Genomic DNA, 12845 nt, shown 5'->3' with positions numbered 1-12845 from the left:
TCGTTATTTATCTTTGCCCACGTGCAAAATGGCCAAAAAGGCTTCTTGCGGCAGCTCGACATTACCGACCTGCTTCATTCGCTTTTTACCTTCTTTTTGCTTTTGCAGAAGCTTCTTCTTACGACTCACGTCACCACCGTAACACTTCGCGGTCACGTTTTTGCGTAACTGTTTCACCGTCGAACGGGCAATAATATGGTTGCCAATCGACGCTTGGATAGCAATATCAAACTGTTGGCGAGGAATAAACTCTTTCATTTTTTCCACCAACTCGCGACCACGCGGCTGTGCGTGCGCACGGTGAGTGATAATCGCCAGCGCATCGACACGTTCACCGTTAAGGAGGATATCTACCCGCACCATGTCAGAGACTTCATAGCGCTCGAAGTTATAATCTAACGATGCGTAACCGCGCGACGTTGACTTTATCCGGTCAAAGAAATCGAGGACCACTTCAGCCATCGGAATATCATAGGTCAGTGCCACTTGGTTACCGTGATAAACCATATCAACCTGCACACCACGCTTTTCTACGCACAGTGAAATGACGTTACCGACAAACTCACTCGGCACCAATATATTACAACGCGAGATTGGCTCGCCAATCGCCTCAATATCATTGATTGGTGGCAGTTTGGATGGACTGTCAACGTAAATGATCTCGCCATCATTTTGGGTCACCTCGTACACCACAGTCGGGGCGGTGGTGATAAGATCGAGGTTATACTCGCGCTCCAACCGCTCTTGGATGATTTCCATGTGCAGCATGCCAAGGAAGCCACAACGGAAACCAAAGCCCAGTGCCGCCGAACTTTCCGGCTCAAAGAACAAAGAAGCATCATTCAGGCTCAGCTTATCCAAAGCATCACGGAAGCTTTCGTAATCATCCGATGAAATCGGGAAAAGTCCGGCATACACTTGCGGCTTCACTTGCTGGAAACCTTCGATGCGTTTTTCACAGCCGTTTTTAGCATGGGTGATTGTATCGCCCACTGGTGCACCGAGGATATCTTTGATCCCGCAGATCACCCAGCCAACTTCACCAGTTTGCAGGCCATTAAGCTCTTTACGCTTAGGCGTGAAAATACCAATGCTGTCCACGTTCCATTCTTGGCCCGTGCTCATGATTTTCACTTTGTCGCCTTTTTTCAGCGAGCCTTCACGAATACGCACCAAAGACACCACGCCCAGGTATTTATCAAACCAGGAGTCAATAATCAGCGCTTGCGTTGGCGCATCAGGATCCCCTTCTGGAGGCGGGATCTGGCGTACAATGTCTTCAAGGACATCATCAACACCCATGCCGGTTTTCGCCGAGCAGCGAGTCGCTTCAATCGCTTCGATACCGACAATGTCCTCAATTTCTTGCGCCACGCGATCAGGATCGGCGGCTGGCAAGTCAATCTTATTCAGAACAGGTACCACTTCCAGGTCCATATCAATGGCGGTGTAGCAGTTGGCGAGCGTCTGTGCCTCAACCCCTTGTCCTGCATCGACCACCAGCAAAGCACCTTCACACGCCTTGAGCGAGCGTGACACCTCATAAGAGAAGTCAACGTGTCCTGGCGTATCGATGAAGTTGAGCTGATACACATTGCCGTCTTTGGCTTTGTAGTTCAGTGTCACACTTTGTGCTTTGATGGTGATACCGCGTTCACGTTCCAGATCCATTGAATCAAGAACTTGATCTGCCATTTCCCGGTCAGTTAGGCCGCCACATACTTGAATCAGTCGGTCAGAAAGCGTCGACTTACCGTGGTCAATATGGGCGATGATCGAAAAGTTACGAATATGCTTCATGTGTTGGTGTGACTTACTCGTTATCAATAAGAATGGGATCCTAAGATCAAGTGAGCGCGATTCTACCGAAAATAGTGGCTAGTCGCTATCCTGCTGTGTGGTATTTATGACGGACAAGTCTGAGACCGGCTCCCCCATCACGCGTAAAAGCAGAGGTTGTTGCTCATCTTGGGTACCGATACGCGGTGCGAGGTAACGGGCGAGCGCCACACCAACCGCGCCCAGCCCTAGACTTAATGCGATCACCCCGCCTTCCCCGCTGCCGGCAAGTGTGGCGAAGAAGAATTGTCCGAGCAATGCCCCTATTAGCATCATCGCCAGGGGGACCATGTAGACCAATAACGCGGAGCGTAACAAGGTCGCTTCACCCAAGCCGATTTCAACTAAGGTGCCGGCTGGCAAGGGTTTTGGCGCGCGCACTTTGAGGTGTTTAACCTTACCCGGAAGGGCTTTGGACACAATACCAGTGCCACATTGGCTTTGTGACTGGCAGCTACCGCAACTGGTTTGCTGCTGGCAGGCCAATGACAACCAACCATCTTGGTAGCTGGTGACTTCTGCCAATGCTTTGATCATGGTTCGACCTCCTGCTCTGACTGACTCGCGGGCATATCAATAATACGGACAGACTCCGCCACCCGTTTAGCGGTTTCAGGAGGAATATCGCCGACCACCGTAATTTCTGCATTGCCACTGGTCACGCTATGCAGTGTGCGCCGACCTTGGCGAACAATTTGCTTACGCACCGAGACATCATCGGCTTTGGCAAGATACACAGAAAAGCTGAATAGGCCATCACTAAACATCTGACTCTCCACCGCGCGCTTGGTCATCATCAAACGGTGGCGATTGCTGTACACAGGCTCAAATCCTTCGGGTAACGCAGTGACCTGCCAGTCCAAGTCGGAGCGCTGCGTGGTTTGCGGCAAGGTCAGTACCGGTGGCAGAGCCAGCTCAGCCAGCTTTTGCATTGAGGTACTGATTTGTGACGAGACGACCAACGACAACGCACGATATTGCTCAAGCGGATCGCCATCTCGGTCGAGCAAATCCGCTCTAACAGGGAGTTTGCTGTTCTCATCTAACCATAATACGTACGAATAGCGCTCCCCGTCTTTCGGTGTAATTCGAACTACTTGGCAATCCATCCCCGCTTCACGCGCGTGCCCCATAGAAACAAAATCATAATGGTTAGCCAGCACATCGATATCGGCTTGGATAAGCGTTGGCAAAGGCGCAACCATATGATCACTGGCAATGGTGAAAGGATCGTAGCCGGGTTCAAAATAACTGATTTCACCGCCTCGACGGATCACTTCTCGCGGTGGACCACTGAGATACATAAGGTGGCCGTAAGCATCATCCCCAACTTGAGCATGACGAAAGCGAAGGGGTTCGAGGCTATTTTTACCTACCAAGATGTAGGACACTTCATAATCTAGGGTGTCGCTTGCGGTATCCATTTGATGTAACAAAGCCTCGGCAGAGGGTTCGGCCGAGGCTTGCGCAGACATCAAACTGACCAGCGCAAGCGCACCGATCAGAGTTTTTTTCATTGATTATTACTGCTTGTCGACGGTGCCATTGTCTGATGGTTAGACAGCCTATCCTTATTCAAGCGAAGCTGCAATTCATAGTCTTTGAGCATGGCATTGACGCGGCGACGCTGCTCCATCAACTCGGCCTCAGAAGGCGTGGCGCGTAGATCGTCACGGCTCAAACTCACGGGTTCAGCAGCCCCTGCAAAAGGAATGGTTTCGAGTACGGGCGGCTGGGTTTGCGTACTGGCCACCGGCGAACTCGCATCAGACTGATTATAGTGCTGCACGCCCACGATCACGGCCAACGAGACACACGCGGCAACGCTTACCTGCGTCAGTTGCTGCAGCCACCCTGGTAAGTGGCGACGCGCCTTTTCCGGACGCGGCTGTGACTCGTGCATCGGGTGCACATTATTATCAAGGTGATCGCCTTGATAAGCAGGTTCTGCTTCCAGCGCGGACGCTACAGAATCGGCAATGTTCCATTGCAACGAGCTGGGTGCCTCACCACGCATCACATCGCGAATGGTGCTAAAACGCCCCCAAGCCTGTTGCGCGTTATCATCTCGCTCAATCTCGTGGATCACTGACGTATCCACTAATTCGCCATCCAATAACGCTGAAATTTTTTCTCTATCCGTCATTCAAGTCACCGTCATGCAGCCAGTAAAACTCGTTACCGTTTCATCAGTGGCCGGATGCGTTTTTCAACCGCTTCACGCGCTCGGAAAATACGCGACCGCACCGTACCGACTGGACAATCCATTACCTGTGCAATTTCCTCATAGCTGAGCCCATCGAGCTCCCGTAAGGTAATTGCGGTTCTTAAGTCGTCAGGCAGTGTTTCTATGGTCGAAAATACCACCTGTCTTAACTCATCTGACAACATCAAGTTTTCAGGGTTCGATATTTCTTTTAAAGACCCCCCACTTTCGTAATTTTCTGCTTCGTCGGCATCAATATCGCTGCCTGGCGGACGTCGTCCTTGCGCCACCAAATGGTTTTTTGCGGTGTTCACAGCAATGCGATACAGCCAAGTATAAAACGCACTCTCGCCCCGAAATCCCGGCAATGCACGATACGCTTTGATAAACGCCTCTTGCGCAATATCTGGAATATCGCCACTGTGTGTACCGACATAGCGGGCGATAAGGTTACATACCTTATTCTGATATTTGACGACTAACAGATTGAAAGCTTGCTTGTCACCATTCTGTACACGTTCTATTAGAACCTGGTCGGTTAGCTGCTCGCCCATTCGAGCGTTTACTCCTTGGTTGATCTTTCCGCCCGATTATCGAAATTCTAGGCCCGACGTTGTCAGAGCGCGGTTAAACCCGCTTGCGAGCTTTCGCACACGATTCGATAATCCAGCCGGCGAAAAGTTCCTCACCATGTTGGTTTTATTATGCGTTGAATCACATTACTGTGACGGAATGGTCAAAGACGGTCTCTTTGACTGAGGGCATTGTCGCCCGAACCATGCCACGGTTGCAAACTTTCACCCAAGCGGTACGGGATTTGATCTTACCGCGCGCAGCCACGTCAAATTGGTGTAACATTGGGTGCGCAGAAAGAGGATTAGGGATCATGACGACCACAACCCAGGAACATCAATGTGACGTGCTAGTTATCGGCAGTGGTGCCGCTGGCTTGTCACTGGCGCTCCGCTTAGCGCCAACCCACAAGGTGATTGTATTGAGCAAAGGCCCGCTCAGCGAAGGGGCCACGCTTTACGCACAGGGCGGTATTGCCGCGGTGTTTGACGAGCAAGACTCGGTCGAGTCTCATGTCGAAGATACCCAAATCGCGGGCGCAGGTATCTGCGATACCCAGGTCGTGGACTTTATTGCTCGCAATGCTAAAGATTGCGTGCAGTGGTTAATTGATGGCGGTGTTCCGTTCGATCAAGAAGATAGCGACGACGACACCCCTCGGTATCATTTAACCCGTGAAGGCGGCCATAGCCATCGCCGTATCTTGCATACCGCCGATGCCACCGGGATGGCCGTGCAAAACTCTCTGCAAGACAATGTCCGTCAGCACCCAAATATCACCCTGCTCGAACGGCACAATGCGCTGGATATCATCACCCGTAAAAAAGTCGGATTGGGTGGCGCTAACCACGTGCTCGGGGCCTACATCTGGAACCGAAACCAAGAAGTGGTTGAGACCGTGCGCACTAACTATGTGGTGCTCGCCACTGGCGGTGCTTCCAAGGTGTATCAATACACCTCTAACCCCGATGTGTCATCCGGTGATGGCATCGCCATGGCATGGCGGGCAGGTTGTCGCGTCGCCAACTTAGAATTCAACCAGTTTCATCCTACGTGCCTGTACCATCCAGACGCGCGCAACTTTTTGCTCACGGAAGCGTTACGCGGTGAAGGCGCACACTTAAAACGCCCAGATGGCTCACGCTTTATGTCAGACTTCGACGCACGCGGCGAGCTTGCCCCGCGTGATGTGGTGGCCCGAGCGATTGACTACGAGATGAAGCGCCTTGGCGCCGACTGCATGTATCTCGACATCAGCCACAAAGACCCTGACTTTGTGATCAAACACTTCCCCACCATCTACGAAAAGCTCAAACAATACGGCATCGATCTGACCAAAGAGCCGATCCCTATTGTCCCTGCCGCCCACTACACCTGTGGTGGCGTGATGGTGGATAAAAACGGCACCACAGACCTGCCCGGCTTATACGCGATTGGGGAAGTAAGCTACACCGGCTTGCATGGTGCCAACCGTATGGCCTCTAACTCGCTGCTAGAGTGTGTGGTGTATGCGTGGTCAGCGGCTGAACATATTAAAGCGCACTCAGACCATATCGAGCCCCATACCGCACTCCCCCCTTGGGATGAGAGTCAGGTCATTTGTTCTGACGAAGAAGTGGTGATCCAGCACAACTGGCATGAGTTACGTCTTTTTATGTGGGATTACATGGGCATTGTCCGCTCAACCAAACGGTTAGAACGAGCACTACGCCGTATCGAGCTGCTCAAGCAAGAAACACATGAGTACTATGCGAATTTCCGGGTCTCAAACAACCTGTTGGAATTACGTAACCTTTTACAGGTGGCAGAACTCATGGTTCGTTGTGCCATGCAACGCAAAGAAAGCCGAGGCCTTCACTATACCATTGATTACCCTGAGCCTAACGAGCAATCCGGTCCCACCGTGTTAACCCCGGACCAGCCCTGCTAGTGGGTTTCGCGCCGTCTGCTGCTTTAACGATAAAGGCCAGCCTCACGAGGCTGGCCTTTTTACTGGATATCATCGTGGTTATTCGCTTTTAAACTCGCTCACTGCACGCTCAAGGTGCGCCGCTTCTTCGGCCACCTTGTGTGCCGCTTCGCGGTTCTGGTTGGCGCGTTCGGTACTGTTTTGCGCGATATCTTGAATGTTGTGCACGTTTTGGTTGACTTCTTTCGCCACCGAACTTTGCTGCTCGATCGCCGTGGCAATGTGGGTGCTCATATCCATAATGTTTTGCATATCGGCCATGATTTGCGATAGCTCTTGCGAGGCTGCTTCCACTTTACCCACAGATGTTTCCCCATCTTCTCGGCTTTGCTCCATACGCTCAGACACCGACTGGGTTTGCTCTTGCAACGAGGTGATAATGCCAGAAATTTCATCGGTCGACTCACGAGTACGGGTCGCTAGCTGACGCACCTCATCAGCGACCACCGCAAAGCCACGCCCTTGCTCACCGGCGCGCGCCGCTTCAATCGCCGCGTTAAGCGCCAGCAGGTTGGTTTGCTCAGAAATATCTTTAATCACATCTAATACTGAACCGATGGTTTCAGACAGCTTACTTAGTTCAAGCACCTCGTTGCTGGTATTACTAAGCGTGTCTGCCAGTGTCATGATCATTGCCTTGGTGTCGTCGACCACTTTTTGTCCATTTTCGGCCCGACCTAAACTGGTACGCGCATTCTCCGCAGCCTGATCCGTGTTGCCCGCGATATCGCGAATCGTACTTTCCATCTCATTCATCGCGGTCGCCGCATGGGTAGTTTCATCTAACTGGGTAGACAATGCGGACCCGGTGGCTTCAGTGCGCGACTCAACTTGCTCTGCACTGTGGTTAAGCGCTTGTATGGCGCGACTCACGTCGACCACCATAGCCTGGACACTGGCGAGCATCTGATTGACATCTTTAGCCATCAATGAGATCTCATCACGCCCATTTTCATCCGCTCTCAGGGTCAGATCCCGCTGCTTGGTGATGGCAGCCATTTGCTCACTGAACCGGTAAATACGCTGTTGAATGCCACGGTTCATCCATAAAGAAATCACTGTCATGATCAGTGCCAGTATTAATACCGCCGAGCCGGTAAACGTCACAGTTTGGCGCAATGCTTGCTCGATGGCCTGCTCATACTCTTGGCTTAGCACATCAAACATTTCTTCCACTTGGTGGGTTTTACCACGAATTTGTCCGCGCAAACCTTTGTCCGCCGCTAACCCCAATGTCTTTTTCTGGGCAACAATTTGGTCCACTTGCGCCTGATGCGCTTGAAACAACGCCAGTAGGTCACCGCGAAGGTACTCTTCAAGCGCTTGCATTTGGCTTTGATATTCATCGATGTAGTCAAGGTTACTGCTTTGCACAAACAGTTTGGCATCTGCGGCTAACAGGCGAGCGCTACTCTCCAGCACAATGTCATTTTGGGTCGCTGCCACCATTTTCTTGCTCGCGTTTTGCATTTGTCCGCGGATCCCCTGCTCAGGGGTTAACCCCAATGTTTGGTAGCCCTTACCCAGATCACGAAACCCACTAGCATACCCTTTCATCGCGCTTTTCACTTTATCAATGGTCGCGGTCTCTAACCCCAGAGAGGCACTGCGGGCGCGAAAATCACTCAGCAGCTGATTAAACGCATCAACATTATTATCAAAACGGGAGAGGTATTTAGGATCCATGCGCGCGAGAAAGTCTTTCTCATTGCGGCGTAAGTTGAGCAATATCACCTCAAGATCAGAGACAGTGGTTAGCTGATTGTGCATTTTTTGCAGCCGTGTTTCCGCCTTCCACGCAATCGCCGCCACCGCGAGGAGTGCCAACACCGACATCAAGGTGAGTGACAAAAGTTTTTGTTTAATATTCATAGCGACCCTACAGCATTATCTGAGCAGAATGGATTTTATCCGTGTCCCTTGAATATCGGTGATAAAGAGAAAAAGTAAAGCCACGCAACCAGTTTGTCACAAATATGTCACATTATATCCCGACCTTGCTGACAGCAGTGCCGATAAATCAGACGAAAATGATAATCTGGAAGGCCATGACGCCAAATATACACGTATTGCGCATCCACACGAGAGGTCAGCACCAGCAGCCATGGGGTCGCATAAACACAGGATAATTTTCGATACTGTCCATTGGGCATCACAGCCCAAGCATCAGAGGAAAAGCGAAAAGGCCCCTCGCTACCGATTAGGTGAGCATGGAAAAAGCGCAAGTCTCGCACCGCCCAAAGGGTTAGCACAGCACGAGCACTTAAAGGAAGGGAAACATGCGCCATGGCCAGCCAAGTCACCATCGTTCCCAGCAAAACCAGGCAGACAGTGACATAACGCGGGCACTGTAGGTGACTATGTACGTAACTTACTGCGGTTATAAGCGACGACCTTATCGACAACAGACTTCATCTTGGGGTCGTCAGGTTTACCATGCCCCATCAACCACGCAAACAAATCCGGATCTGCGCTTTCCAAAAATGCGACAAAATCCTGCTTTTCTTGTTCATTTAGCGTGTCGTAGCAGGCTTCAAAATAAGGCATAACCAACACATCCAGCTCTAACATGCCACGACGACATGCCCAACGAATCCGCGCTTTATCCTCGGTGTTAACCATTGCTTACCTCTATCAATGATGTCAGTGCTTGCATACTATCAATGCCGCCATCAGGCGACTACTTTTGCCGGAAAACAAACGGTGAATCTGAGAGCTCTCTAGCGTTAATCAGCAAGACACCGTAATAGCCCTACAATACAAAGGCTGACAAGCTTTATCCTCCCTATTAGTATACGGGGCAGAGTCTATATTTTCTCAACAGAGAGCGTGAGTGTTATGAGCGAATGGTATCAAACCGTGGCCTTTGAGCCTGCGGATACACACCCCAGTGACCCACAGCCTGAACTGGCGATAGTTGCTCTTGATAACTGGGCAATCACTAAAGTGAGCGGCGACGATACAAAAAGCTACTTACAAGGCCAACTCACTTGCGACATTGCCAGCCTTGCAGAGGATAAATCGACCCTTGCCGCTCATTGCGATCCAAAAGGCAAAGTCTGGTCGGTGCTGCGTTTTTTCCATTACCAAGACGGGCTCGCCATGGTGCAACCGGCCTCGATTGAAGCCACCCAAGTTCAAGAGGTGAAAAAATACGCCATCTTTTCAAAGATTGAGTTTGAAAAAGTCGATGCCGTATTGCTCGGTGTGATTGGCACGCAGGCAGACAAATGGGTGGCCGATCACTTTGGCCCGCAAGGTGACGTTCGCCAAGGGCAAGCGGGCACCGCCGTACATATTGAACCACACCGCTGGTTATTGGTGGTTGACGCGGCCAACGCCACAGCGCTTATCAATCAAGCCTCTGCGACCTTGCTTACCCATGAGTATTGGGATAAGTGGGATATTGATGCCGCATTACCCCGTATTGAGCAGGCCACCAGCGGCGAATTTATCCCGCAATCGTTAAACCTTCAGGCGCTGGATGCGATCAGCTTCACCAAGGGCTGTTACACCGGCCAAGAAACTGTGGCGCGAGCCAAGTATCGAGGCATGAACAAGCGTGCCATGTACAAACTCAGCGGCCAAGCCGAGCACACACCTGCTGCAGGCGATAAAATCGAACGCGCGGTGGGCGACAATTGGCGTTCAGGCGGGACAGTTATTGCTGGCTATCGCGATGTGAATGGTAATGCGAGCGTGTTAGCCGTACTGCCAAATAACCTGGACGACGACACCGCTTTCCGCCTGGCCGAGTCTCCCTCACATGCATGGCACCGTGAGCCACTCCCCTATTCACTCGATGACGACGATTGAGCCGTGCACACGGATCCTCATTGGCAAACACCCGTGACTGCCGCACTCGATAGCGCCGATATTCGCTACCAAATACTGTGGCAATCACGCGCGACCCAATCGATTGAAGACACCGCTGCACAACGGGGGATTGATCCTGCTCAGATGCTTAAAACCATGGTGTTGCGCGATATGGGCGGGCGTTATGCGGTGGCCTGCGTACCAGGCGACCAACAAGTGAGCCCGCCCAAAGTCCGCCAGCTGCTGGGATACCGACGAATGACGCTTGCCAGTGCACAACAAGTGCAAAGTACAACCGGCTACGCGCGTGGCACTGTCGCGCCATTGGGACTGTCACCGGATCTGGCGTTGGTGTTTGATGAGCAGATCTGGCGCTATGAAACGGTCACCATTAGCAGCGGTGATCCTCACGCCGGATTATGGGTGAGAGTGAAAGATCTTCTCGTACTTTGCCAGCCTTTACGCGGCGACATATGCCGCGTTCAAGACGGTTAGATGTAGGAGTCACGCAACGGATGGCGCAAAAATACTGGCGGAAATACGATCTCAACTTGTTGGTGACCTTTGTCACTTTAATGGAAACCCGCAGTGTGACTGGGGCTGCAGAGCGCCTATCTCTGGGTCAATCAGCCATGAGCCACAGCTTGGCGCGTCTGCGTACGATGCTAGACGATCCCCTTTTTGAGCGGCGCGGACACCAAATGGTGCCCACCGCCCGCGCGCTCGATATCGCCCCTAAAATTGAGGCGCTACTCGACACACTCGCCACGGACGTGCTGACTCCGCCCGCTTTTGAACCTGCCCTTTTTGATGGTCAGATCCGCCTTGGACTCACCGACTACGCGGAGCTTATCTTCGCGCCGGCGTTGTTCGATACCCTCAACCAACAACTTCCTTTAGCACAACTTAGCTTACGGCCAGTCGATCGTCGCCACTGTCTGGATGCGATTAAAAATGATGATGTCGACGCGGTGATCGGCGTGATCCCGGAAAACAGCGATATTCTCGACAGCCAGGTATTATATCGCGAACAACACGTGTGTCTGTTTGACCCTCAAAGTACAGGACTGGATGCCCCCATCAGCGTGGCCGATTTTGTCGCCACGCCGCACGCCTTGGTGAGCACTTACGGCCAGCTTTCTAGCCCGATAGATGCGCGTTTAGAAGCGCTAGGCTATCATCGACAAGTGGTGATGGGATCGCAGCGCTTTTTAACCGTAAGGCAGTTGCTAAAAGGGCGACAACTGCTGTGTACCGTGCCAGAGCTTATGGCGCGACTTGATACCTTTAACGATGCTAACCATCTGGCATTTAGCCCACCCCCTATTGATGTCCCAGGTTTTGATATTGGCTTGGCATGGCGACATCAAGCCAGCGGTCACCCCAAAATGCAGTGGCTCATTGACCAGATAACCACCATTGTCGATAAGCGCGTCGCTTCCCTGAAAGCGTTATCTACCCAGCCTCACGCGCAAGAGGAAACCTAATGAACATCGTCTCTCTGTCGATCCTTAACCCTGCTTACGTTGCTCAACGGGTCAGTGAAACGTTCACGCACAGTGAGGGGGCCGACACCGGCGAAGTTATTCATCACTTAATCGATAAGCTGCTCGGTGAAACGCCTCGTGAAGACTGCCATGGCTGGGGGATGCTTGACGGTGAGCAGTTAGTGGGGGCTGTCTTTTTCTCACGATTGACCTACCCACATACGGACAAGATTGCACTGCTCTCTCCGATGGCTATTTACCCTGATTATCAGCGCCAAGGACATGGAAAAGCATTAATCAACGCTGGACTCGAACAGCTACGTACATTGGGTTATCAAGCGGTGGTGACCTATGGCGACCCCGCTTTCTACACTCAGCTTAGGTTTCACCCAGCCGATCATATCGAGGTGGTGCCACCCCATACATTAAGCTACCCACACGGTTGGCTGGCGCAATCGCTGATTGATAGCGACTTACCGGCATTAGGTGCGAAACCGTGCTGCGTCGATGCCTTCAACCAAGCGGATTTATGGTAAGGATAAAGTGATTATTTCTTTAGGCAGTGTCATCACGGCGACATAAACCCACTTCACAATCGGTGCCGTTTTCACACCCCTATAGGGTGACAACCACTCACACCAGTAAGAAGAGGTTATGCGCGTTTTTAATCGCTATTCCCCCAAGCTTGTCGCCAAACATGTCACACGATTATTCTCGGGTCGCGTCTATATTGCAGGAAGAGGCCGATTTGATTTTGATAATGGTTGGTTAAAAGCACCGGATCACGCCACCATCTGTCACTACCGAACCGTGAAGGAAGTTAACGGGTTGATTCGAGATGTGTATCAGGACGGGCTTCGAGAGCCAGAAAAATCGGGCTCATTGCCGACCGCTTACTGACTTCGCCGTACCATACAAATAGGGGCTCGTCAGACGGGCCCCTGTTTATTATTTA

The 12845-nt window shown here is 51.7% G+C and carries 14 protein-coding genes; 6 read left to right on the top strand and 8 right to left on the bottom strand.

Annotated features, from left to right (window positions below):
* Window positions 1-3: 3 nt before the first annotated feature.
* The 5 genes from lepA to rpoE all read right to left on the bottom strand — a co-directional run bounded on the left by lepA (window position 4) and on the right by rpoE (window position 4599).
* Window positions 4-1800 (bottom strand): translation elongation factor 4, encoded by a 1797-nt coding sequence (gene lepA / locus C7A19_RS09055; protein ID WP_069363452.1) that lies wholly within the window; start codon window positions 1798-1800, stop codon window positions 4-6.
* 78 nt (window positions 1801-1878) lie between these two features.
* On the bottom strand, window positions 1879-2376 hold the full coding sequence (locus C7A19_RS09050) for a SoxR reducing system RseC family protein (RefSeq protein ID WP_069363451.1): 498 nt from the start codon (window positions 2374-2376) through the stop codon (window positions 1879-1881).
* Entirely contained in the window at window positions 2373-3356 is a 984-nt protein-coding gene (gene rseB / locus C7A19_RS09045; RefSeq protein ID WP_077458825.1) for a sigma-E factor regulatory protein RseB, read from the bottom strand. The genes C7A19_RS09050 and rseB overlap by 4 nt, the downstream gene beginning before the upstream one ends.
* Window positions 3353-3985 (bottom strand): RseA family anti-sigma factor, encoded by a 633-nt coding sequence (locus tag C7A19_RS09040; protein ID WP_077484384.1) that lies wholly within the window; start codon window positions 3983-3985, stop codon window positions 3353-3355. The genes rseB and C7A19_RS09040 overlap by 4 nt, the downstream gene beginning before the upstream one ends.
* A gap of 32 nt (window positions 3986-4017) precedes the next feature.
* Window positions 4018-4599 (bottom strand): RNA polymerase sigma factor RpoE, encoded by a 582-nt coding sequence (rpoE, locus tag C7A19_RS09035; protein WP_046074081.1) that lies wholly within the window; start codon window positions 4597-4599, stop codon window positions 4018-4020.
* Between the two features lie 332 nt (window positions 4600-4931).
* Here rpoE and nadB point away from each other — a divergent pair, with 332 nt between their 5' ends.
* Window positions 4932-6548, top strand: coding sequence for an L-aspartate oxidase (gene nadB, locus C7A19_RS09030; protein ID WP_069363448.1), 1617 nt, complete (start codon window positions 4932-4934; stop codon window positions 6546-6548).
* Window positions 6549-6626: 78 nt separating this feature from the next.
* On the opposite strand, the gene C7A19_RS09025 is transcribed toward nadB, so the two are convergent.
* The 3 genes from C7A19_RS09025 to C7A19_RS09015 all read right to left on the bottom strand — a co-directional run bounded on the left by C7A19_RS09025 (window position 6627) and on the right by C7A19_RS09015 (window position 9209).
* A complete protein-coding gene (locus C7A19_RS09025; RefSeq protein ID WP_116644734.1) occupies window positions 6627-8459 on the bottom strand; it encodes a methyl-accepting chemotaxis protein in 1833 nt (610 codons plus the stop codon).
* Window positions 8460-8566: 107 nt separating this feature from the next.
* Window positions 8567-8893 (bottom strand): hypothetical protein, encoded by a 327-nt coding sequence (locus C7A19_RS09020; RefSeq protein WP_116644733.1) that lies wholly within the window; start codon window positions 8891-8893, stop codon window positions 8567-8569.
* Between the two features lie 52 nt (window positions 8894-8945).
* Complete coding sequence (locus tag C7A19_RS09015) at window positions 8946-9209, bottom strand: succinate dehydrogenase assembly factor 2 (protein WP_069363445.1); 264 nt, start codon at window positions 9207-9209, stop codon at window positions 8946-8948.
* Window positions 9210-9425: 216 nt separating this feature from the next.
* Between C7A19_RS09015 and ygfZ the strand changes: the two genes are divergently transcribed.
* The 5 genes from ygfZ to C7A19_RS08990 all read left to right on the top strand — a co-directional run bounded on the left by ygfZ (window position 9426) and on the right by C7A19_RS08990 (window position 12790).
* Window positions 9426-10403 carry a tRNA-modifying protein YgfZ gene (gene ygfZ, locus C7A19_RS09010; protein WP_116644732.1) on the top strand — a complete coding sequence of 326 codons (978 nt, stop codon included), beginning with the start codon at window positions 9426-9428 and terminating at the stop codon, window positions 10401-10403.
* 3 nt (window positions 10404-10406) lie between these two features.
* A complete protein-coding gene (locus tag C7A19_RS09005) occupies window positions 10407-10898 on the top strand; it encodes a YbaK/EbsC family protein (RefSeq protein ID WP_069363443.1) in 492 nt (163 codons plus the stop codon).
* A gap of 20 nt (window positions 10899-10918) precedes the next feature.
* Complete coding sequence (locus C7A19_RS09000) at window positions 10919-11890, top strand: LysR family transcriptional regulator (protein ID WP_077458831.1); 972 nt, start codon at window positions 10919-10921, stop codon at window positions 11888-11890.
* Entirely contained in the window at window positions 11890-12426 is a 537-nt protein-coding gene (locus C7A19_RS08995) for a GNAT family N-acetyltransferase (RefSeq protein WP_116644731.1), read from the top strand. Before C7A19_RS09000 ends, C7A19_RS08995 begins: the two co-directional genes overlap by 1 nt.
* Window positions 12427-12544: 118 nt before the next feature.
* A complete protein-coding gene (locus tag C7A19_RS08990; RefSeq protein ID WP_077649187.1) occupies window positions 12545-12790 on the top strand; it encodes a DUF1107 domain-containing protein in 246 nt (81 codons plus the stop codon).
* Window positions 12791-12845: the final 55 nt, after the last annotated feature.

Origin of the sequence: Salinivibrio sp. HTSP, assembly GCF_003390965.1 — a bacterium.
Lineage (GTDB): Bacteria > Pseudomonadota > Gammaproteobacteria > Enterobacterales > Vibrionaceae > Salinivibrio > Salinivibrio kushneri.
The sequence above is the reverse complement of the archived record's forward strand: the minus strand, read 5'-3'. Positions and strand labels throughout refer to the sequence as shown.

What these genes read in the sequence shown, in the direction of transcription:
- lepA (WP_069363452.1), bottom strand. Translation starts at nt 1,800, where the DNA reads ATGAAGCATATTCGTAACTTTTCGATCATCGCCCATATTGACCACGGT.
- C7A19_RS09050 (WP_069363451.1), bottom strand. Translation starts at nt 2,376, where the DNA reads ATGATCAAAGCATTGGCAGAAGTCACCAGCTACCAAGATGGTTGGTTG.
- rseB (WP_077458825.1), bottom strand. Translation starts at nt 3,356, where the DNA reads ATGAAAAAAACTCTGATCGGTGCGCTTGCGCTGGTCAGTTTGATGTCT.
- C7A19_RS09040 (WP_077484384.1), bottom strand. Translation starts at nt 3,985, where the DNA reads ATGACGGATAGAGAAAAAATTTCAGCGTTATTGGATGGCGAATTAGTG.
- rpoE (WP_046074081.1), bottom strand. Translation starts at nt 4,599, where the DNA reads ATGGGCGAGCAGCTAACCGACCAGGTTCTAATAGAACGTGTACAGAAT.
- nadB (WP_069363448.1), top strand. Translation starts at nt 4,932, where the DNA reads ATGACGACCACAACCCAGGAACATCAATGTGACGTGCTAGTTATCGGC.
- C7A19_RS09025 (WP_116644734.1), bottom strand. Translation starts at nt 8,459, where the DNA reads ATGAATATTAAACAAAAACTTTTGTCACTCACCTTGATGTCGGTGTTG.
- C7A19_RS09020 (WP_116644733.1), bottom strand. Translation starts at nt 8,893, where the DNA reads ATGGTGACTTGGCTGGCCATGGCGCATGTTTCCCTTCCTTTAAGTGCT.
- C7A19_RS09015 (WP_069363445.1), bottom strand. Translation starts at nt 9,209, where the DNA reads ATGGTTAACACCGAGGATAAAGCGCGGATTCGTTGGGCATGTCGTCGT.
- ygfZ (WP_116644732.1), top strand. Translation starts at nt 9,426, where the DNA reads ATGAGCGAATGGTATCAAACCGTGGCCTTTGAGCCTGCGGATACACAC.
- C7A19_RS09000 (WP_077458831.1), top strand. Translation starts at nt 10,919, where the DNA reads ATGGCGCAAAAATACTGGCGGAAATACGATCTCAACTTGTTGGTGACC.
- C7A19_RS08995 (WP_116644731.1), top strand. Translation starts at nt 11,890, where the DNA reads ATGAACATCGTCTCTCTGTCGATCCTTAACCCTGCTTACGTTGCTCAA.
- C7A19_RS08990 (WP_077649187.1), top strand. Translation starts at nt 12,545, where the DNA reads ATGCGCGTTTTTAATCGCTATTCCCCCAAGCTTGTCGCCAAACATGTC.